Below are 21,597 nucleotides of genomic sequence, written 5' to 3'. Positions count from 1 at the left end.
GAATGAGATTATCAAAAGAGCAATTGCATGAGTTAATTTCTAAAAAGATTCATAATGCTGGATTAACGGAAGATCATGCAGCCGGTGTAGCGGATGTACTAGTACATGCTGATGCAAGGGGTGTACATTCCCACGGAGCAATGCGAGTTGAGTATTATGCTGAACGAATTGCTAAAGGCGGAATCAATAACAACCCAGAGTTTAGCTTTGAAAAAACTGGACCGTGTTCAGCAATATTTGATGGTGATAATGGGTCTGGGCATGTTGCGGCAAAGTTAGCTATGGATGAGGCTATTAATATGGCCAAGGAAAATGGAATTGCTGTAGTAGGTGTAAGAAGAATTAGTCATAGCGGTGCGCTATCTTATTTTGTTCAGCAAGCTTCTGATGCCGATCTAATTGGAATTTCAGTATGCCAATCCGACCCAATGGTTGTTCCATTCGGGGGAGCAGAACCTTATTATGGGACAAACCCAATTGCATTTTCTGCACCAGGAAAAGACGGTAAACATATTACGTTTGATATGGCTACTACTATACAAGCATGGGGGAAAATCCTCCATGCAAGATCGAAGAACGAACCAATTCCTGATTCGTGGGCCGTTGATAGCAGCGGGGAACCAACGACAGATCCATTTAAAGTAAATGCTCTCCTGCCAATTGCTGGACCAAAGGGATATGGATTAATGATGATGGTTGACGTGCTTTCGGGCATTCTGTTAGGACTGCCATTCGGAAACAAAGTATCCTCTATGTACCATGATTTAACGGAGGGGCGCAATCTAGGGCAACTTCATATAGTTATTAATCCAGAATATTTTGCTGGACTTAGCTCTTTTAAAGAAGCAATAGCTCAAACAATTCAAGAATTGAATAACATTAAACCAGCTACAGGATATAACCAAGTTTATTATCCAGGACAAAGAAGTGCTGAAAGAGAAGAAACTTACGAAAAAGACGGTATTGAAATTGTCGATGATATTTATGAATATTTAATTTCAGATGTTATTCATAATAATGCCTATGATAATAAAAGCCCTTTTGCAAAATAAAAGAGGTTTACCATTTTTACATATACAAGTAAGCAAAAAAAGAAGAAGAGGTGCATTCAAAATGCTTTATACAATTGTTAAACAGAATTCTTATCAGGATTCAGTTAATCTAATGCTTCTTACAAATAAAATCTCCACGATGGAAGGCATCAACAAAACTCAAATTATGATGGGAACTCCGGCTAATAAAGATATTATCAAGGCAGCTGGACTATACACTGATGAACTTGATGGTGCAGCGTCTAATGATATGTGTATAGTTATTGATACTGACTCAGAAGAAAAAATTCAAGAGGTTCTTGATGAAGTAGATAACTATTTAAGCAACCAAGCAATCTCAAGTGGTAAAGAAGCTTTCGAAACTGTTCGTTCTTGGGATAAAGCTACAAAAGCATTGCCTGGTGCAAATCTAGCAATTATCTCTACACCAGGTCAATATGCAGCTGAAGAAGCTGAAAAAGCACTTGATCGAGATATGCACGTTCTAATTTTCAGTGACAACGTAACGGTGGAAGATGAGCGTCGCATTAAAGAAAAAGCACATGAAAAAGGTCTTCTTGTTATGGGTCCTGACTGTGGTACAGCAGTAGTTTCTGGCGTACCTCTTGCATTTGCGAACGTTGTGAAAACTGGAAAAATTGGTGTAATCGGAGCTTCTGGTACAGGTATTCAAGAAGTTACAACAGAAATTGACCGTCTAGGCGCTGGAGTTAGTCATGCAATCGGTACTGGTGGTCGTGACCTTTCTGAAAAAATCGGTGCGATTACCATGTTAGATGGAATTAAAGCATTAGCACAACATAGCCAAACAGAAGTAATCACATTAATCTCAAAACCACCTGCTAAAGAAGTTCGTGATGAGGTTGTTCAATTACTTCAAAGTATTTCTAAACCAGTTGTTGCTATTTTCCTAGGTGAAGAACCTCATAACCATGAAGGCAATATTTATTATGCTAACACACTTGAAGAAACAGCTGCGATTGCTGTTGATCTTGTTAAAGGCAACCCTATTAAGTCAAGTTACAACAAATTACAAAGTCAAATACCTGCTGTAAACTTAAAGCCGGAGCAAAAAACAATTAAAGGTCTATATTCAGGCGGTACATTAGGTTATGAAGCAGCTACTTTAATTAGTAGAGGTCTTAACTACGATAATACTGGTGCTCATGAGGAAGGATATCTTCTAAGTGCAAATGGATTTGAAGTTGTTGACCTTGGGGATGATATTTATACACAAGGTAAACCGCATCCAATGATTGATCCAGATACTAGAATTCAATACTTCCAAAAAGCGGCACAAGATGAGTCAACTGCAATTATCCTATTTGATCTTGTACTTGGATATGGTTCTCATGAAGATATGGCGGGCGCACTTATTCCTGGTATCGAAAAAATCCAAAAAGAAACACAAGCAAAAGGTAAAGAAATTTACTTCGTAGCAACTGTATGTGGTACCGACCAAGATCCACAAAGCATTGACGAGCAAAAAGCTAAATTAGAAAAAGCTGGAGTTATTTTACGTGATAGCAATAACCAAGCGACTCTTACTGCATTAGCTATGCTTGATATTCAAATCGAAGAAGTACAAAAAGAATTAGTTCCTGCAACAGAAACTTCAACAGTGGAATTTACTGTTTCAGAAGCTATCCAAAAATTATTAACTGAAAAACCAAACGTTGTTAACGTTGGATTAAAGAAATTTACAGAAGCAATTACTGCTAATGGTGGAAGAGTTGTTCAGTTTGACTGGCGTCCAGTTGCAGGCGGGAATCCAAGAATGCGTCAAATTTTAAGTGTACTTCATTAATCGAAAGAATTTATTCGAACTTTAGGTCATTGATCAGACGACCAATGAATTATTAGGAGGAAAAAGCATATGTACGGACAATTTAAAACAATTGATGAAGCGAACAGAGCCGTTATCGATAAAATTGTATCAAGCGCACCATTTTTAGTGGATGTTGTTCCAGCTAAATCTGTTATCAAAGAATTAAATGGAAAAGTATTACTTCATGCAGGACCACCTATGAAATGGGAAAATATGACAAGCCCGATGCAAGGATCTTGTATAGGAGCTACGTTATTTGAAGGTTGGGCATCTAACGCTGATGAAGCATCTAAAATGCTTGAAAATGGAGAAATCGAATTTATTCCTTGTCACCATGTGAACGCTGTTGGTCCAATGGGCGGAATAACATCTGGGAATATGCCAGTTCTTGTTGTAGAAAATCGTGATGGCGGAAATAGCGCTTATTGCACAATGAATGAAGGTATTGGTGCAGTTCTACGATTTGGTGCGTATTCTGAAGAAGTTATCAACCGCTTAGTATGGTTCAAAGATGTACTTGGTCCAACACTTTCTAAAGCTCTAAAAGTTAAAGGTGACGGATTAAACATTAACGTTATGATTGCGAAAGCAATTACAATGGGAGATGAGTTCCACCAACGTAATATTGCCAGTTCACTTATTTTCTTAAAAGATCTGGTGCCACATATTTTACAAACAGATGTAACAGATAAAGATAAACAAGATGTTATTCAATTCTTGGCTGATACAGACCAGTTCTTCTTGAATGTTGCAATGGCAACTACTAAAGTAGTAATGGATACAGCACGTGAAATTCAACATGGCACCGTTGTAACAGCAATGAGCCGTAATGGTTATGAATTCGGTATCCGTATTGCTGGTATGGGCGACCAATGGTTTACTGCACCAGTTAATACACCTCAAGGATTATTCTTTACTGGCTATGATCAAGATATGGCTTGTCCTGATATGGGTGACAGTGCCATTACTGAAACATTCGGAATAGGCGGTTTTGCAATGATTGCTGCTCCTGGTGTTACACGCTTCGTAGGTGCCGGTGGTATGGACGATGCAGTTAATACAAGTAATGATATGATGGAAATTTGTATTGATCATAACCCTAACTTCTCTATTCCAACTTGGGACTTCAAAGGCTCTTGCCTAGGAATTGACGCAAGAAAAGTTGTTGAAACTGGAATGGAACCAATTATTAACACTGGTATTGCACATAGAGAAGCAGGAGTTGGCCAAATTGGTGCAGGTACCGTTCGTGCTCCAATAGCTGCTTTTGAAAAAGCAATTGATGCATACGCTGTAAAACTTGGTCTAATTGATCCGCAATAAATGAATAATTTTACTCTTTTTGGAGAGGACTATAGTTATCTAGTTCCTCTCCTTCTTTCTAATAATGAAAATGGGCACGTTCATAGTCGTTTTTCTAATGGCTTTAATATTAAAATGGGCGATTCTCTAGTATTTATTGGAAATAATAAGAACGGTTCTCTGCCATTTGGAGTTCATCTTCAGGAAATAGATACTTCACGTGCTGTTTCCTATGTAAATAACGGAGATACAGTTATCTGGAATAAAAGAACAAACTCCATTGAATTACCAGGGGTTACTATTAGTATGGAAAAAGGTAAAAGTTTTAAAAATGAACTAACTAGTATGAAAAACACAACTATTTTTCATACTAGTTTAGAACATTTTTGTTTCCAATTAATAAAAATAGAAGAACAAACGGGATTAGATGTTTCTTTCAGAGAATTCTTAGATAAGTTTCATGCAGATGGTAAACAAAAGTGGCTTGGTGCTGAACCTTATTTGATTATGTTGATTGAAGCGGCTATGTCGAATGATGAGCATTTAATAGAGAAAGTTCTTAGATACTTTCTCGGAAGAGGACAAGGCTTGACTCCTTCAGGGGATGATATGATTGTCGGACTGCTTGCCTTTGATGCTGTTTCTCCTTCTCTTTCCACCGCCTTTTATGACAAAGTTTCAGAGCTAATTGAAGGCGAGTCGATTACGACCGATGTGGCAAGAGAATATTTAAGGTATGCACTTAAAAAGGAGTATAGCTCCACTGTTTCCAATATGGTTAATGCCCTTGCTGTCGATGATGTTTCTAATTTTGAGAAAGTCTTACATGACTTACTTGGAGTTGGTCACAGTTCAGGATTGGATACGGTATTAGGTATTCTTATTGGAATGCTGGCTTTTAGAACTAAAAATAAGTATAGAAACAAAATATAAGGTTGGAGAGTGTTTAAATATGAGTAAAGTCGTCCTAGCAATTGGTGGAAATGCAATTATTAAAGAAGGTCAAATTGGTACAATTGAAGAACAGCGCCAGAATATTATGGAAAGCGCCATACCTGTTCTTGAATTAATGGAGCAGGGTCATACCGTTGTGATCACTCACGGAAATGGACCACAAGTTGGTAATACGTTAATAAGAGGAGAAATGGCCAAATCCGTGGTTCCAGAATATCCTTTAGATGTATTAGATGCGGAAACTCAAGGAAACTTAGGTTATTTAATCCAACAAGCTTTTAAAAATAAGATGGTTGAAAGAAATATCCATAAAACAATTGCTACTGTAGTGACTCAATCTGTTGTTTCTAATAATGATCCTGCATTTGAGAATCCTACAAAACCAATTGGTCCATTTTATTCAAAAGAAGAAATGGAAAAAATTGTAGAAGAACGAGATCTTACGTTTGTTGAGGATAGTGGAAGAGGATACAGACGTGTTGTTGCTTCTCCAAAACCTGTGAAAATTGTAGAAATAGAAGCGATAGAAGCATTGCTTGAAAAAGGCATTACCGTTATTACTGCTGGTGGAGGTGGAATTCCTGTAATCGAAAAAGACGGTAAATTAGAAGGCGTTGAAGCAGTAATTGATAAGGATTTCGCAAGTGCATTACTTGCAGCTGACATTAATGCGGACTATTTATTCATTTTGACAGGTGTAGAACAAGTTGCTATTAACTTCGGTACGCCAGAACAACAAAATCTGTTGGAAGTGTCGATTGAAGATGCACTTCGTTATTTGGAAGAAGGTCAATTTCCAAAAGGAAGCATGGGTCCAAAAATTGAGGCAGCTATTCTTTTCCTACAAAAAGGTGGAAAGAACGTTATCATTACTACTATTGATAAGCTTCAAGATGCTCTTGCTGGAAAAACAGGTACACGTATTGTAAAGTAAAGTTAACTGTATAATTATCTTTCAATTTAGATAAGATCCATTATACGTTTTTCTTAAGCAACCTAAACTAGTTCTAATCAACTATATAAATTTTAGACTGTCTATCGTTACTTTCTTTCAGAATGTAGCGGTAGACAGTACTTTTTATATTTACCCAAATAATATACCAATTGAGACGTAAACTAATTTCTCAATTCCTTTCCCCATTATCCCCGCATTTTTTCTACTACATACATAATTATTTTCTTAAACAGTTTTAAAAAGTTCTATAAATAAAATAAATTAAAATTTTTTTCTTTAATGATTATAATATTCTGAGGACTTATAATAAGAAGAGACTATAATGGTGAGGCGGGAGAGCTTTATGGATCATAAGGAAAGATATCAATTACTTTTTAATAATATAAATCAATATAACTCAGGGAATAAAGGAATCACGAGAGTTGCTTATACGAATGAAGAACAGGCATGTACACAAGCTTTTCTGCGGATGTGTAAAGACGAAGGATTAGATATTCGGATAGATCAGTCTGGAAATGCTATTGGGAGAAGAGAGGGTAAAATAAAGGGACTTCCACCAGTGTTACTGGGATCTCATTTGGATACAGTTTATCAAGGTGGTAAGTATGATGGGGTAGTTGGTGTTACCGCTGCGTTGGAAGTTGTAAAACGACTTAATGAAAAAGGAATTGAAACAGATCATCCCATTGAAATAATTTCATTTGCTTGTGAAGAGTCTTCTCGATTTGGTGTTTCGACTTTAGGAAGCAAAGCAATGGCCGGTGTATTTGATAAGGAAAAAGTTAGACATTTAAAAGACCGTAATGGAGTTACATTGGAAGAGGCACTTTCATTATGTGCATTTGAAATTGATAGTGTTGAATATGCGAGTAGGAAAGATGAAGATATAAAGGCATTTTTTGAATTGCATATAGAGCAAGGTCCGGTCTTAGTAAGCGAAAATAAAAAGATTGGTATAGTTACTGGAATAGCTGCCCCAGTTAGGTTTTCTATTAGAATAATAGGAACCCCTTCACATTCTGGTACAACACCAATGAATATGAGAAATGATGCTCTTCTTGGTGCATCTGAAATAGCTTTAGAACTTGAAAAAGTAGCAAAAAACGAACAAATTCATGGAACAGTTGCTACGGTTGGTGTATTAGACATTCAAGCAGGTGCGATGAACGTGGTTCCAGGCGAAGTAGAAATCAAAGTGGACATTCGAGGGACTTCATTACCTTCAAGACAACGGGTGTTAGATCATCTAAATCGAACGATAGAATTAGTGGAAAGAAATAGACTTTTAAAAATCGTAAGTCAGGAAATAATTAAGGAAGAACCAGTATTACTATCTACTGAAATTATTGATGCTATGGAAACAATTTGCATGGAACAGGATATATCTTACCAAATGATGCCAAGTGGTGCAGGTCATGATGCTATGAACATGGTAAATTTATGCCCTACCGGATTGATCTTTGTTCCATCTGTAAATGGTCTTAGTCACCATCCAGATGAATATACCGATCCAGATGATATATTAATAGGTATAGATGTATTGGAGAAAATTGTCATACATTATTCTAAAATGGATTCAATAATTCAGGAAAACTAGTATTTAGATGAATAATAGACTAACTAATTTAACAAATACTTAAAATATATACATGAGGGAGAATTACATGGCCTGGAGCGAATTGAAGCAAAGTCTGGAGAGTTTTCTCTGTCCTGTGAAGAGTCATCAGAAGCTAAGAATAAAACTGTTTTTGCCATTTCATCTGATGTACCTAAGCGTCAAATAGTGCACACATGGAAGAGGATCTAAAAATTGACCATCTTATTGCGTGGTCAAAAGACCTCCCAGCTGATTGCTATATTCAATCTAAGAAAAAAGAAATGCCTTTCTGACAAAAAAGTCGGAAAGGCATTTTCTTTTTAAAAGATAAGAAAGTATATAAAAATACAGCATGAACACTGAGTTTACAGAACTTTAAAGATAGATTAATGCTACTGATTTTCGTTTCAGGTGGACGCGTTTCGCGGGGTGAGCGATGAGCTATCACCGTCGCTAGCGCGTCGCTGTGATATCTCATCTGTCTCACTCATCCCGCAGAAGTCGCCACCCTTCACTTCAATCAATTAAGTGAGTAGTACTGTACTTAAAGATTTAGCATAGCCTCTCGCTCAGACGATAATAGTAATCAAAGTTAATATAGGGATAAAACAGTCTGATGAATTAGAGATATTATGCTATAACGTAGAATGTAGAAAGTGGATTTTCTTTGATATGAGTCCCTTTCAGCTTTACATATTTTAAGATGAAACATCTATATTGTATATTTAAGTGGTTTTATAGCCAATTATCCGCTCATATAAAGTGGAATTAATTGATTGGAGCACAGAGCGGCGACTCCAGTGGAAACAGCGCGAGCTGAAGACCCTGGACTGAGCGTAAGCGAGGGAAGCGGCTGAAGCCGTGCCCACGGAACGCGTTCGATCGGAGCGGAAATCAATTTCATATCTACATTATTCTTTTAGAAGACCGGGCGTTTTTTTGCCAGGTTTTTCTTAAAAGATAAGAAAGTATATAAAAATGTACCGTGTACACTGAATTCATGGGACTTTAAAGAATGAATAATACTACTGATTTCCGTTTCAGGTAGATGCGTTCCGCGGGGTGAGCGATGAGCCATCACCGTCGCTTGCGCGTCGATGTGATGTCTCATCTGTCTCCCTCATCCAGCTGGAGTCGCCACCTTTCACTCCAATCAATTAAGTGAGTAGTACTCGATAAGAAGATTAGCAGAGCTTATCGCTAAGACGATAAGAGTAGACAAAGTTAATATAGGGATAAAATCGACTATTGAATAAATGAGGAAGAAATGAGATTTTCTTTTATATAGTGGTAAAAAGAGAATTAGTAAGTGTTTACTAAATAAAGAAGCGAAATAGCGAACGAAATTGCATCTTCGTGAGCCTCCTCAATTATTAGGATAGTATCTTTTCTCTAGTTACCCCAAAAATGATCTAACCCGTTTCTAAAAGTTGTAGAAGGGCGACGGACAGTTAATAGCCATAAGATTACCGAGAAAAAAGATGCTGGTCGTGACTTCAGTCACGACCAGCATCTTTAAAAAATCAAATGGTAATTATTTAGCAATAAATCTGTACAAAGCCCTTCGAAAACAGTAGAAACAGGTTTAGATCCTAGAAGACCGGGCGTTTTTTTGCCAGGTTTTTCTTATAAGAAACAATGTGTTCACTATTTGATGCTTACGCATTTATTGTTATTTAGTTGTAGATACTATACTTCTATACTTTGTTTGTTCTGCACTTGCCATTAGTTCTTAGGAAGAAGCCGCAACTTGTTCAGAAGATTCACGTACGCGATCAATTCGTCCTTTTAAATTTAATAGCATTTGATTAAATGATGCTGCAAGAATGCCAATCTCATCATTTGATTTGTATGTACTTTGGACAGTTAAGTCTCCTTTTTCAGCTTCTTGCATTAATGATTTCATTTCATCAACAGGGCGAATGATTGACTTTGTAAAAAATAGGGAGGGTATAAAAAATCTGTTAACTTTACTAGTTAAAAGCTAAAGAGATTGCATTTTTATATAGTTACATATTTTTATTTAATATTCTATAAATCTTTAATGCAATTTGAATACGTAATAGCTCTTCTGCGTTTTTCAGGTCTGTATTTAATATTTCTTTAATCTTCTCTATTCGATAAATTAGAGTGTTTCTGTGTAAATACATCGCTTTTGAAGTTTCAGAAACGTTTTGGTTATTGTAAAAGTAGTTTTCTAAAGTATCGATATAACTAGTTACGTGCATTTTGTCGTGTTCTAAAACATTTCCTAAACATTTTTGAAGAAAATCGTCTAATTCAGGAACGCTTACATTTGAATCTAAAAGATGATAAACGGAATAATCTTCAAAATGCGAAATATCATTTTTTTCATTAAGTTGCTGCATTAAACGAATCATTTCATTTGCTTCAGAAAAACTTTTATACAATAAATTAATATCCTTGTATTGTTGTCCTATACCTATTAAAAACGTTTTCTTTATCTTTTTTACAAGTTCTTCATGTAAATCAGTCGCATATTGCTTTGCTTCGGTAACTGTAATTGGAGGTCTATCTTTACTTTGCCCTACCAAAACAATTACTCTGTTATTTCTATGGAAACAGGTCACTTCACCTTTTGTTTTATAGGACAATTCGTATATCAACTGCACGCATTTTTGTGCAATATTGTCCATCTTGAATTTACCGCTAATCATATCTTCAAATTTCTCTACTTCTTTTACTTCGATATTTATCACAGTACAGTAATACATATAGTTTGGATTTAGTCCGTGTAAATCACATAGCGTTTGTAAAGTTTCAGGAGATGTAATTTTTCCAGAGAGTAAGTCGTCGAAGAAGTCATGTCTTATTTTTAATTTCACTTCTTCAATTTCTTTCGCTTTTATCCTCTCGAGAGCAATGATCGTAGTCGCTTGTTGTAAAATGCCATAGTCAAATTCCTTTAGTTCATTTACTGTTTGCCAAATAATGATATAACCATATATATCTCGAGATACTGCAATTGGCATAATGCGGCAAATTATGTTTTTTCCATCTAAGTCATAAATTCTTTTAATTGATTTTTTCATGTCACTTAAATTATCTGGAATAGTATCCGTGAACTTTTTATTAAATATAGGCTTGTTTGATACTACATCAAGTGAATCCTTGATTAAGATTTTATTATCCATATGCTCGGAGTAATTTAGGAGCTTCCAATCTTTATCTACAATGATTATTGGATTACTAATTGTTCCAGATAACATCGAAGAAATTCTAGTAATTCCGCCGCCTTCCAATGTTATTTTAAAAAATAAATTATGCATGTCTAGAGCTTGTCTATTTAATAAATCATATCTACCTGACGCTTTTTCATTAATGATGGATATAACATTAGACAGTGTATAACCTAAAGGCAGTTCTAGTAGTGGTAAACCACACTTGTTTGCTTCATCAATCATGTTTTGAGGAAGTTTATCAAAATATCGTTTCATTTTAATGACAAGCCCTGCACAGTTAATTTCTGAAAGCTCTTGGATGATTTTATTTTGTAATTCTACATTGTCTTTAAAAATATATCCTGTCGATAGCAGTAATTCATTAGGTGAAAGCCAATCAAAAGCATCGGGATTTTCAAGAATATTGACGATGGATATTTTGTTATTTATCCCCTTTTCTCCCGCAATAATTTTTAAACCATCTATAGCCCTTATTTCTAGTAGGTCTTGAACAGTTAGCAACTTTTCCACACTCCTTAAACAATTTGATTTTCTCTTAAATTGTACAACGTGCACAATTACTTTTCACACTTTTTGGTTTGATTGGACAATGACCATACTATGTATTCTATTCTATAGTATTAATGTAAAGGGAAACTATGTCAAAGAAAAAACTAGTAATTGTATATTATGAACAAACTGTGAAAGGGGTGAATCTTTAAAAAGAAGGCGCATGAACCTTCAAAATAGAGGTGAAACTAGAGATATGATATATGCCAAATCAGGAAATAATGATTTTATTCAAAGAATTACCCGCTCAAAGCTCAATGGTTTTATTCACAGTACTTTTAAACACACATTAAATATACAATGCTTGGAAGATGGGGAACTATACACTATTGCCTGTAAAGAAATAGATAATGGACCTAATACGCTAATCGTCGATGCAGCAAGCATCAAAGAATGGAATGTACAAGTTAATGATAAAGTGTGTACAGGAAATAACCATATATCCTTGGGAAATAAGTTGACCATTACTATCGAACGGGCAAATTGTTGGGAAGGAATATTACCGACATATCCAACCGATATATTTGTTTTGAAGAAAAACGTAGAACAAATGAAGCGACATATCGAAACCTATGGGACAGGTGGAGGTATTAAAAGTAAGTCGTTTTGTGAAAGTCCTTTTGAACTTGAAATGTCAAAAATGCTTCATGAAAGAACTAATTTAGTCCTAAATGAGTTGTTAAATAAACAAATACAACGTGCTTTAAAACACGCAGTTTCACTAATTGGGCTTGGTCCTGGATTAACTCCATCAGGAGATGATTTTTTAGTTGGGTTATTTACAACTTTCCATTTAAATGGAAGTTATCTTTCTCAGCATAAAGAGTTTTGCAAAGAAATTGAAAAAGTAGCTAAAACCGCTACAAATGATATTAGCTACATGGCTCTAAAAAAAGCATCTGATGGGAAAGTAAGAGAATCTATTATTACTTTAATAGAAGTGTTGTTAACTGGAGAGAAAGAAGAACTGATACTTTCCTTAAACAATGTATTAAATATTGGTTCTTCATCTGGAACAGATATTGCTTTAGGGATTCTTGCTGGACTAGAAATAAATTTTAAAAATGGAGGTCTATTAAATGATTGTTCAAGTAATAGTTAAAGCAAACACTTATTTCGATTCAGTTTCATTAATGTCTTTATCAACGAAAGCAAATCAAATTGACGGAGTTGAGCAAGCCATTATTGCAATGGGTACGGAAATGAATAAAGAAGTAATTAGCAATGTTGGATTAATGACAGTTGAAATAGAAGAAGCGAAAACAAGTGATTTAATGATTATTGTAAAAGCCGAGAATGAGAGAATTTGTGCAAACGCTTTAGAAGAAATTGAAGAACTATTAACGAAGAAAAATACTACAAAAGGAACGAGTGAGGCTAGGTACTCTACCATTAAGTCTGCTGCTGAAAATATTCCAGAAGCGAATTTAGTTGTTATAGCGGTAAACGGAGCATACGCACCTCGAGAAGCAAAAAAAGCACTTGAAAATAATCTTCACGTTATGATGTTCAGCGACAACGTATCAGTAGAGGATGAGATTGAGTTAAAACAATTGGCTCATGAAAAAGGTTTGTTAATGATGGGTCCAGATTGTGGGACTGCAATTATCGGCAACGTAGCTTTATGTTTTGCAAATGCAGTAAGAAAAGGAAATATTGGTATTGTTGGCGCATCTGGTACAGGTAGTCAAGAGATAAGTGTTCGTATCCATGAATTTGGTGGCGGTATTACTCAACTTATCGGTACAGGTGGTCGTGATTTAAGTAAAGAAGTCGGCGGCATTATGATGTTGGATGGTATAAAAGCACTTGAAGAAGATGAAGCAACAAAGGTTATTGTACTTGTCTCAAAACCACCAGCTCCTAGTGTTGAAGAAAAAGTATTAGCACAAATTCAACTTTGCACAAAACCAGTTGTCGTATGGTTTGTTGGCGGAGATGAAGAGAAAGTTACAAAGGCTGGTGGGCATTTTGCCAAAATGTCTAAAGAAGCTGCACTAAAAGCAGTTTTACTAGCTGGAGCTGATGAAAGCAAGTTAAATAAACGTGCGCTTAATCTTCCTCTAATTGAAGAAGTCCGTGCAAAATTAACATCTGAACAAAAATACATTCGTGGCTTATTCAGTGGTGGAACACTTTGTGATGAAGCTATGCATATTGCGATGGAAAAATTTAGTGATGTCTATAGTAATATTCAAAGAGAACCAGAATATCGCTTAAAAGACGTTAAAGTTAGCCAAGGTCATACTTTTATCGATTTTGGAGATGACCAATTTACACAAGGGAAACCACATCCAATGATCGATCCTTCTACTCGTATTGAGCGATTTATCCAAGAAGCAAAAGATCCATCCGTAGGTGTAATTCTAATGGACTTTGTTTTAGGATTTGGTGCACATGAAGATCCAGTTGGTGTAATGCTACCAGCGATTATTGAAGCAAAACAACTAGCTGAAAGTGAAGGAAGACATTTAGAAATCATCGGATATATTTTAGGAACAGAGTTAGATAGTCAAAATATTGAAGGTCAAGTGAACAAACTAATAGCAGCAGGTGCTACACATGCAAGTAGTAGTCAAAATGCTGGCTTATTAGCGAGAGAATTTGTTGTGAAAGGAGAATAATCATGAGTAAAATAAATGAACTTTTTAATGAAAAGCTGAACGTTATAAATGTAGGAATTGAATCCTTCAAAGATGATATGTCAAAACAACATGCAACCGTGACACATTTAGAGTGGACACCCCCAGGTAGAGGGAAAATAGAAATTATTGCAGCATTAGATAAATTAGAAGAGCCAAGTGTTGCAAAAAAAATTGAAGCTGCAAATAAGCTTGCAGTTGAACGAATTGTAAATTCTCAACCTGTATTAATTGGTTTTGACCAAGCGATTAACGTTGTTCCTGGTATGACGAAAACGACTATCCTGCATGCTGGTCCCCCAATAACTTGGGACAAAATGAACGGACCAATGAAGGGTGGAGTAACAGGAGCAATTGTATTCGAAGGGTTAGCGAAAGATTTAGATGAAGCAGCAGCACTCGCAGCTTCTGGCGAAATTACTTTCTCTCCTTGCCATGAGCACAATTGTGTTGGTTCAATGGCAGGTGTTACATCAGCATCGATGTTTATGCACATTGTGGAAAACAAAACATACGGAAATATTGCATATACAAACTTGAGTGAGCAAATGTCAAAAATTCTTCGGATGGGTGCTAATGATGAAAGTGTCATTAATCGTCTAAATTGGATGCGCGATGTACTTGGACCTATTTTAAAAGAAGCGATGAAACTAAGTTCAAATGGAATTGATCTACGCTTAATGTTGGCGCAAGCACTTCATATGGGAGATGAATGTCACAATAGAAATATAGCGGGAACAACTTTATTGATTCAAGCTTTAACGCCATTAATTATTCAAACAGATTTCACAACGGAGCAGAAAAAAGAAGTATTTGAGTTTGTAGCGAGTAGTGACTATTTCTCCGGTCCAACATGGATGGCACTTTCTAAATGTGCACTTGATGCTGCACATGGAATAGAGAATAGTACGATTGTTACTACAATGGCACGTAATGGTGTAGAATTCGGAATTCGAGTTAGTGGAATTTCTGGATACACATGGTTTACAGGACCAGCTCAAAAAGTAATTGGACCAATGTTTGCTGGTTATAAACCAGAAGATTCTGGGCTAGATATTGGAGATAGTGCAATTACGGAAACTTATGGAATTGGTGGATTTGCAATGGCAACAGCTCCAGCAATAGTAGCACTTGTTGGTGGAACCATTGATGATGCAATTAATTATTCAACAAAAATGAAAGAAATTACAACAACTGAAAATCAGAATGTAACAATCCCATTATTAAACTTCATGGGTATTTCAACTGGAATCGATGTTCAGAAAGTAATTCAAACTGGAATTATGCCGATTATTAATACTGCAATTGCTCATAAAGATGCAGGAATTGGTATGATTGGTGCTGGTATTACTAATCCTCCAGTGGAAGCTTTTGAAAAAGCTATTCTAGCTTTAAGTGAAACTATTTAAGAATAAAATAAGCCCTAAACTTTGTTTAGGGCTTAAATAATTTTGTAGGTTGTACAGGGGAGAGAAAAATTGTGGATAATCAATCCTTAAATTTAGAACTAATAAAAGCAAGTGAACTTGGAAGTACCTCTATTATAAGAAAGCTGTTAATTGATGGTGCTAGTGTGGTCTTCAAGGATGAAGCTGGACGTACTGCTTTAATGGCAGCTACCCAAAAAAATCAAGTAGCAGCAGTGAAAATATTAATCGAAGCGGGAAGTGACGCAAATACGAGAGATGTTACGCAATTATCTCCGTTTATTTGCTCCGCAGCAAATGGATTTTATGAGATTACACGATTGATGATTAACAATGGTGCTGAATTATCTAGTGTGAATAGATTCGGGGGTACGGCTTTATTACCTTCAAGCGAAAAAGGTTATTTGAAAACTGTACAGGTCTGTCTGGATGCTGGAGTTCCAGTGAATCATGTGAACAATCTAGGCTGGTCTGCTTTGCTTGAGTCCGTTATTTTAGGGAACGGTGGCCGATTATACGCTGATATTATTCAAACTCTTGTTGATGCTGGTGCAGATGTAAATTTAGTTGATCGAGATGGAATTTCATCCCTTCAACATGCAAAAAAGCTTCATCAACAAAAAGTAGTTCAAATATTGCTAAAAGAATGGGAAGAAACCAATCAGTTTATCAACAATGCAAAATCATTTGCCCAAATAGACAATTATGAAGATGCAATTTTGGAAATGGATAAAGCATTAGAAACATCAGACAATCAACAGTCTGATTATATTTATTATAAAGGTTACTTCCTTCAAGAGTTAAAGCAATATGAAGCAGCACTTGAACAATACAAAAAAGCATTATCCATTAATCCAGATGATTTAGATTTCTATTTTTACACTGCAAATTGTTTGAGATTGTGGAAAAAACCGGAGGAAGCAATAGCTGAGTATGATAAAGCTTGCGATCTGGATCCGAATGAAACATTCTATCGTTATCATAAATCGAATTATTTAAGAGAACTTGGCAGACATGAAGAAGCCGTTGCTGAAATGGATAAGCTGCTGGCTCTTCAGCCGAATCGTTATGATTTCTCTTTCCATAAAGCAAACAGCCTTAGGTCATTAGGCAAGCATGAAGAGGCGATTGAAGCTATCGAAAATGCAATTGCTAATGATCCGGAAAATCCATTATATCATTTGCATAAAGAGCAATCTCTTGAATTGATTGAAAAGGAAAAAAAAGCAAAATACTAAATTTTGTGGTGAATGAAGTTGTAATTGTAGCCATTGGAGGCAATGCACTAGTTAAGGGGAATGGTCTTGACTGTTCAAGATCAATATGAAGCAGTAAAAGAAACAGTTGTTAACATTATAGGTTGATAGAAGAAGGCTATAATGTTGTCGTTACTCATGGTAATGGCTCTCAAGTAGGTTTCGGATTAAGACGTTCTGAAATTGCTCATGAAGTCACTGGTATGCCTGAAGTGCCGCTTGTTAACTGTGGAGCAGATACACAAGGCAGAATTGGATACCAAATTCAACAGGCATTAACAAATGAACTTGCAAAAAGAAGCATTAACAAAAAAGTTGCTACTATCATTACACAGGTTGAAGTAAGTAAAGATGATCCTAACTTTAAAATTCCAACAAAACCTGTAGGTTCTTTCTTTACATTAGAGCAAGCAGAAGAAATGAAAAAAGTACATCCAGACTGGATTTTCATTGAAGATTCAGGCCGTGGATACCGTCGAGTTGTTCCATCTCCAAGACCAATTAATATCGTTTGAAGGGGCGTTCTTTTAGCTTATTAGCACAGATTTTTAAGAAATACGATAATCAAAAGACATCGTAAATTACCAGCTAAACTATGGTTAAAATGATTTACAGATTTGACTTATTTTTACCTACTACCTTGTATAATATGCCTAAAAGTATGCAACTATTTTTGGTTTTAATACACAATGACTGCTTTGTGCATTTTGTTTACACTAAGCATGTAAGGTTTAGTGCAAATGCGCTAATTTAATTATCCATACTGTGGCATTAAAGTAAGCCTTGCAATATGTAGAATTAATTAATTCAGGTATCTTTTAGAGATATTTAAACAAATGTGCAAAGGTTTTGTACAAATGGCAAATGCTCTCAAGTGAATGGATCCTCGCTTGAGATCAAAATTTAAACAGGCTTTTTATAAAAAGCGGGGAGTGTTAGTCATGGAGAAAGTAGCTTTTTGGAAAAAAGGAGACATTGCTGCTTCTTTTGGTTTATTTGTTAACGTTTTGACAGACTTTTTGGTTATGATCTCACTATTAATCGGTGTAGTTGGGATGCCAACTGATTTTGTTTTTAAACGAATTGTTCCTGGCTTTGGACTTGCAGTATTGTTATCCGGTATTATTTTTGCCTTTTTTGCCTACAAATTAGCGAAGAAAACAGGTAGAACGGATGTTACGGCATTACCATCAGGTTCTAGTTCGCCTGGTATTTTTCTTATAGTATTTGTGATCATGCTTCCTTTATATCATCAAACTCAGGATGCTGTTTTCACAACATCAGTTGCTGTGCTTTGGGGCTTTATTGAGGCTTCGATTTTATTTTTAGGTGCATTCATAGGAGATACAATAAGAAAGCTTGTACCTAGAACTGTTCTATTAGCATCTTTGGCAGGTTTGGCATTTGTATTCTTAGGTATGAACCCAATGCTACAATCTTTTGAAATGCCTGTCGTGGCTTTTGTTGCCTTAATAGTCATCTTCATGAACTGGTTAAGTAAACATCCAATATTTAGAAAAGTACCTACAGGTTTATTATTGATTTTAATTGGTACTGCTATTGCTTGGATAGCTGGATATCAAAATCCTGCTGATGTTACCGAATCTCTAAAATCATTTGGATTTAATCCTCCAATGTTACATTTAGATGGGCTTTTCGATCATATTGAAGCTGCATTGCCATATTTATTAACTGCTATACCTCTAGGTTTATCTAACTTCATTTTTAATCTGGAAAACGTTGAAGCTGCTGCGGTTGTTGGGGATGAGTACAATACTAGAGACGTTATGCTTGCAAACGGTTTTTCAACTGCAATAGGTGGCATTTTCGGTAACCCATTCCCAGTAACAGTATATGTTGGTCATGCTGGTTGGAAAGAAGTTGGTGCAGGTTTAGGCTATTCTATTGCTAGTTCTGTTGCTATATTCTTATTATCGATTTTCAGTCTAATGGGTGTCTTACTAGCTGTAGTCCCAATTGCCGCTATTGTTCCGATGCTCGTGTTTATTGCGATTGTAACAGGTCATCAAGTTGTTAAAGAAAGTCCGAAATTTGAAGCTCCAGCAATCTTTGTATGTTTCTTCCCATGGGTTGCTAACTGGGCACTTGTTGCTGTTAATAATGCACTTTCAGCTGCTGGTGTGACTGTAGGAGAAGGTGCAGATCAAGTTTCTTCACTTACCCTGCACAATGCTGGACTTTTCTACGATGGATTGGTAGCTCTAGGTAATGGTGCTCCTATTACTAGTGTAATTTGGGGTTCTATAGCTGTATTTACTATCCGTAACACGCCATTGGGTGCTATTGTAGCTGCATTACTAGGAGCTGTTTTGGCCTTTGTAGGTGCAATTCATACAAGCACAGTTGGAATTGGGCAAGATACTGCAATTCCTTTCGTTGTTGGATATCTTCTAGTTGCAATACTCTTAGCTTATAAACTATATGTAAATAAGAAAGAAAATATTGGTCCTGTTACTGAATAAAATGGAAGTTTGTGAGTGCTCTTTCTATTATTACATTCTCAAAGTGAGAGAATTGAACATCGATTAATAAAAAAATCGAGAGTATTTGGAGGTTTATCAAATGGATTACATGAAATTAGCTGTAGACTCTACTATTGTAGGGATGGATAAAGGACATGGTGGCCCATTCGGTTCTACTATTGTCCGTAACGGTGAAGTAATTGCCGCTGTTGGAAATACAATGATGAGAGACACAGATGTTTCAGCACATGCAGAGATGGTTGCTATTCGTGAGGCTACTAAAAAATTAGGAACTTTTGACTTATCAGATTGCGAAATTTATGCAACTTGTGAGCCTTGCCCAATGTGTATGGGAGCTATTATATGGGCTGGTATTAAAACTGTTTACTATTGCAGTACAAGTGAAGATGCCCACATTCATGGCTTCTCTGATAAACATCTTCGTGCCTATTTAAAAGGGGAAGATGATAGCGTAGTTAAAATGATTAAAGTGGAAGACAGAGAAGATGTCGACTACCTATGGGAGCACTTTCATAAATTAAACGATAATAAATAATCATAGTTTGTATGTTTTTTTACATCATTCGGCGCTGTTCCTATCGGTGCCGGATTTTGGTTTTTTAGTAATTCTACAGAAGGTGAATGAAGCACTGAATGAAAATAGAAAATAACTACTTAAGTACAATACAATGGTTTGTTTATTTATTAGCTAACTCAATTGCACTTCCCATTGTTATTGGTAATATGTTTCACCTTTCAGAACAGGAAGTTTCATCTCTTATGCAGCGAACGTTCTTTATTGTTGGTTTAAGTTCATTTATCCAAGCAAAAATTGGTCACCGTTATCCTATTGCTGATGGTCCTGCTGGTTCATGGGTTAGTATATTTGTTATTTATGCGAGTGTCGGTTTACAGCAGGGGAATTCAATGATGGAAACACTACAGATACTTGAAGCTGGTTTAATCATTTCCGGTATAGCATTGTTATTATTAGGAATAACCAAATGGTTACGGCATTTACTCTTTCTCTTTACCCCGATTGTGACAGGGACTTTTTTATTTCTTTTAGCAATTGGCACTGACTATACTTTTTGAGACAGGAATAAAACACCCTACTTTGCAACCAATTGACGGTATTGAACCGGAGATTGGTTGTTTAGTTTCGTTTGAATACGGATATTGTTATAATAAGTAATGAATTCTTCGACGATTTGTATCACTCGCGCATTCGTTGTGCGGTAGATACCGTCGAGATAGAACGTTTCAGTCTTTAGCGTGGAGTGAAACGTTTCGATTGGGGAATTATCAGCTGGTGTGCCTTTGCGGGACATACTCATGATAATTCCTTTTTCTTTGACTGCTTTTTGATAAGCATAGGAGGTATAAACGGAACCTTGGTCACTATGCAGAATACACCCTTCGGGTAGCTCAGGCAATTGGTTAAGCGTGTCCAACACGAAATCGGTGTCTTGTTTAAAACCGATAGTTTGTGTCACAATTTCACCATTGTAGACATCGAGAATACTAGAAAGATACATCATGGATTGGCCATAAGGCAAGTATGTAATATCCGTTACTAGCTTCTCGAGGGGTTTAGATGCAGAAAAATCCCGTGCCAATAAATTGGCTGCGACGAAGGCTGGCTGCCCGGTACGCTTGCGTTTTTTTACCTTCACCCGACATTGCCAACCATATTTTTGCATGACACGCTGCACGGTCTTCATACAAACTCCTGTGAACAGAGCTGCAATCTTTCGATAACCATATCGGAATTTATGTTGTTTGCACAAGTCGCCAATCTGCTGATCTCGAACTTCCTTTTGGGTGATTTGTTCCGCATTCTTTCTCCAACGATAGTAGGACGAGCAACCTACGCCAAGGTGACGACAGATCTCTCCAACCGCCATAACACCCTTTAACTCTTCTACTAATTGAATCACTAATTTTGGCGCCACTTCCTTTCCAATTCCTCGTACTTTTTTAAGACTTCAATCTGCTGTTTCAAATACCGATTCTCGGCCTGTAGTTTGGCTGTCTCACTTTCATATTCCGGTCCTTTACCGAAGGTATATTGTTTGCCAACTGGTTGGTGAAGACGGTGGATTTCTCCATTTCGATACCATCGCATCCATGTTTTCAACTGTGTATAGTTTCGAATATTTAATTCTTCCATTACTTCTTTTACAGGTACCTTAGCCAATCGCATTTCAATAGCCTTCATTTTTACTTCTACTGGATAACTCACTCTTGTACCCATAGAAAAAACACCTCCGTGTTGAATTTAGGTATTGTATACCCGTTTTTCAACGAAAGGTGTTTTTATTTGTCTCATTTGTTTAGGTCAGTGCA

Annotated in this window: 16 protein-coding genes and 2 pseudogenes; 14 read left to right on the top strand and 4 right to left on the bottom strand. The window is 36.2% G+C overall.

Annotated elements, in window-relative coordinates:
- Window positions 1-2: 2 nt before the first annotated feature.
- The 6 genes from allD to LDK52_RS05950 all read left to right on the top strand — a co-directional run bounded on the left by allD (window position 3) and on the right by LDK52_RS05950 (window position 7,688).
- Window positions 3-1,052, top strand: coding sequence for an ureidoglycolate dehydrogenase (gene allD / locus LDK52_RS05975; RefSeq protein WP_277585040.1), 1,050 nt, complete (start codon window positions 3-5; stop codon window positions 1,050-1,052).
- A gap of 61 nt (window positions 1,053-1,113) precedes the next feature.
- Window positions 1,114-2,859 (top strand): acyl-CoA synthetase FdrA, encoded by a 1,746-nt coding sequence (gene fdrA / locus LDK52_RS05970; RefSeq protein ID WP_277585039.1) that lies wholly within the window; start codon window positions 1,114-1,116, stop codon window positions 2,857-2,859.
- Between the two features lie 69 nt (window positions 2,860-2,928).
- Window positions 2,929-4,203, top strand: a complete 1,275-nt coding sequence (locus LDK52_RS05965; protein ID WP_277585038.1) for a YlbE family protein — start codon at window positions 2,929-2,931, stop codon at window positions 4,201-4,203.
- Entirely contained in the window at window positions 4,204-5,115 is a 912-nt protein-coding gene (locus LDK52_RS05960) for an oxamate carbamoyltransferase subunit AllH family protein (protein ID WP_277585037.1), read from the top strand. It begins immediately after the preceding gene.
- A 19-nt stretch (window positions 5,116-5,134) separates the two neighbouring features.
- Window positions 5,135-6,070 carry a carbamate kinase gene (arcC, locus tag LDK52_RS05955; RefSeq protein ID WP_277585036.1) on the top strand — a complete coding sequence of 312 codons (936 nt, stop codon included), beginning with the start codon at window positions 5,135-5,137 and terminating at the stop codon, window positions 6,068-6,070.
- Between the two features lie 364 nt (window positions 6,071-6,434).
- Window positions 6,435-7,688: a Zn-dependent hydrolase gene (locus LDK52_RS05950; RefSeq protein ID WP_277585035.1), complete on the top strand. Its 1,254-nt coding sequence runs from the start codon at window positions 6,435-6,437 to the stop codon at window positions 7,686-7,688.
- Between the two features lie 919 nt (window positions 7,689-8,607).
- On the opposite strand, the gene LDK52_RS05945 is transcribed toward LDK52_RS05950, so the two are convergent.
- The 3 genes from LDK52_RS05945 to LDK52_RS05935 all read right to left on the bottom strand — a co-directional run bounded on the left by LDK52_RS05945 (window position 8,608) and on the right by LDK52_RS05935 (window position 11,392).
- Window positions 8,608-8,799: a hypothetical protein gene (locus LDK52_RS05945; protein ID WP_277585034.1), complete on the bottom strand. Its 192-nt coding sequence runs from the start codon at window positions 8,797-8,799 to the stop codon at window positions 8,608-8,610.
- Between the two features lie 621 nt (window positions 8,800-9,420).
- On the bottom strand, window positions 9,421-9,642 hold the full coding sequence (locus LDK52_RS05940; protein ID WP_277585120.1) for a HAMP domain-containing protein: 222 nt from the start codon (window positions 9,640-9,642) through the stop codon (window positions 9,421-9,423).
- A 55-nt stretch (window positions 9,643-9,697) separates the two neighbouring features.
- Entirely contained in the window at window positions 9,698-11,392 is a 1,695-nt protein-coding gene (locus LDK52_RS05935; protein WP_277585033.1) for a PucR family transcriptional regulator, read from the bottom strand.
- Window positions 11,393-11,603: 211 nt separating this feature from the next.
- Here LDK52_RS05935 and LDK52_RS05930 point away from each other — a divergent pair, with 211 nt between their 5' ends.
- The 8 genes and pseudogenes from LDK52_RS05930 to LDK52_RS05895 all read left to right on the top strand — a co-directional run.
- Window positions 11,604-12,542, top strand: coding sequence for an oxamate carbamoyltransferase subunit AllH family protein (locus LDK52_RS05930; protein WP_277585032.1), 939 nt, complete (start codon window positions 11,604-11,606; stop codon window positions 12,540-12,542).
- Complete coding sequence (gene fdrA, locus LDK52_RS05925) at window positions 12,520-14,064, top strand: acyl-CoA synthetase FdrA (RefSeq protein ID WP_277585031.1); 1,545 nt, start codon at window positions 12,520-12,522, stop codon at window positions 14,062-14,064. The genes LDK52_RS05930 and fdrA (LDK52_RS05925) overlap by 23 nt, the downstream gene beginning before the upstream one ends.
- Before the next feature lie 2 nt (window positions 14,065-14,066).
- On the top strand, window positions 14,067-15,491 hold the full coding sequence (locus LDK52_RS05920; RefSeq protein WP_277585030.1) for a YlbE family protein: 1,425 nt from the start codon (window positions 14,067-14,069) through the stop codon (window positions 15,489-15,491).
- Between the two features lie 71 nt (window positions 15,492-15,562).
- On the top strand, window positions 15,563-16,747 hold the full coding sequence (locus LDK52_RS05915; RefSeq protein WP_277585029.1) for a tetratricopeptide repeat protein: 1,185 nt from the start codon (window positions 15,563-15,565) through the stop codon (window positions 16,745-16,747).
- A gap of 8 nt (window positions 16,748-16,755) precedes the next feature.
- Window positions 16,756-17,277: pseudogene (locus LDK52_RS05910) on the top strand (carbamate kinase); the annotation flags it as partial.
- 429 nt (window positions 17,278-17,706) lie between these two features.
- A complete protein-coding gene (locus LDK52_RS05905) occupies window positions 17,707-19,248 on the top strand; it encodes a xanthine permease (RefSeq protein ID WP_277585027.1) in 1,542 nt (513 codons plus the stop codon).
- Between the two features lie 100 nt (window positions 19,249-19,348).
- Window positions 19,349-19,804, top strand: a complete 456-nt coding sequence (locus LDK52_RS05900; RefSeq protein WP_277585026.1) for a nucleoside deaminase — start codon at window positions 19,349-19,351, stop codon at window positions 19,802-19,804.
- 98 nt (window positions 19,805-19,902) lie between these two features.
- Window positions 19,903-20,322, top strand: a pseudogene (locus LDK52_RS05895) (purine/pyrimidine permease); the annotation flags it as partial.
- Window positions 20,323-20,360: 38 nt separating this feature from the next.
- Here LDK52_RS05895 and LDK52_RS05890 read toward each other — a convergent pair.
- Window positions 20,361-21,505, bottom strand: a protein-coding gene (locus LDK52_RS05890; RefSeq protein ID WP_277585025.1) for an IS3 family transposase whose coding sequence is annotated in 2 segments (ribosomal slippage) — window positions 20,361-21,217 and window positions 21,217-21,505 — 1,146 coding nt in all. Because the reading frame shifts where the segments join, the coding sequence is not laid out codon by codon here.
- Window positions 21,506-21,597: the final 92 nt, after the last annotated feature.

Source organism: Psychrobacillus antarcticus (assembly GCF_029533155.1).
Classification (GTDB): Bacteria; Bacillota; Bacilli; order Bacillales_A; family Planococcaceae; genus Psychrobacillus; species Psychrobacillus antarcticus.
The sequence above is the reverse complement of the archived record's forward strand: the minus strand, read 5'-3'. Positions and strand labels throughout refer to the sequence as shown.

Bases quoted from the DNA above. Each gene is read 5' to 3' on its own strand.
- LDK52_RS05930 (WP_277585032.1), top strand. From the start codon at position 11,604: ATGAACCTTCAAAATAGAGGTGAAACTAGAGATATGATATATGCCAAA.
- LDK52_RS05960 (WP_277585037.1), top strand. From the start codon at position 4,204: ATGAATAATTTTACTCTTTTTGGAGAGGACTATAGTTATCTAGTTCCT.
- LDK52_RS05965 (WP_277585038.1), top strand. From the start codon at position 2,929: ATGTACGGACAATTTAAAACAATTGATGAAGCGAACAGAGCCGTTATC.
- LDK52_RS05920 (WP_277585030.1), top strand. From the start codon at position 14,067: ATGAGTAAAATAAATGAACTTTTTAATGAAAAGCTGAACGTTATAAAT.
- arcC (WP_277585036.1), top strand. From the start codon at position 5,135: ATGAGTAAAGTCGTCCTAGCAATTGGTGGAAATGCAATTATTAAAGAA.
- LDK52_RS05945 (WP_277585034.1), bottom strand. From the start codon at position 8,799: ATGAGACATCACATCGACGCGCAAGCGACGGTGATGGCTCATCGCTCA.
- LDK52_RS05905 (WP_277585027.1), top strand. From the start codon at position 17,707: ATGGAGAAAGTAGCTTTTTGGAAAAAAGGAGACATTGCTGCTTCTTTT.
- LDK52_RS05900 (WP_277585026.1), top strand. From the start codon at position 19,349: ATGGATTACATGAAATTAGCTGTAGACTCTACTATTGTAGGGATGGAT.
- fdrA (WP_277585039.1), top strand. From the start codon at position 1,114: ATGCTTTATACAATTGTTAAACAGAATTCTTATCAGGATTCAGTTAAT.
- fdrA (WP_277585031.1), top strand. From the start codon at position 12,520: ATGATTGTTCAAGTAATAGTTAAAGCAAACACTTATTTCGATTCAGTT.
- LDK52_RS05950 (WP_277585035.1), top strand. From the start codon at position 6,435: ATGGATCATAAGGAAAGATATCAATTACTTTTTAATAATATAAATCAA.
- allD (WP_277585040.1), top strand. From the start codon at position 3: ATGAGATTATCAAAAGAGCAATTGCATGAGTTAATTTCTAAAAAGATT.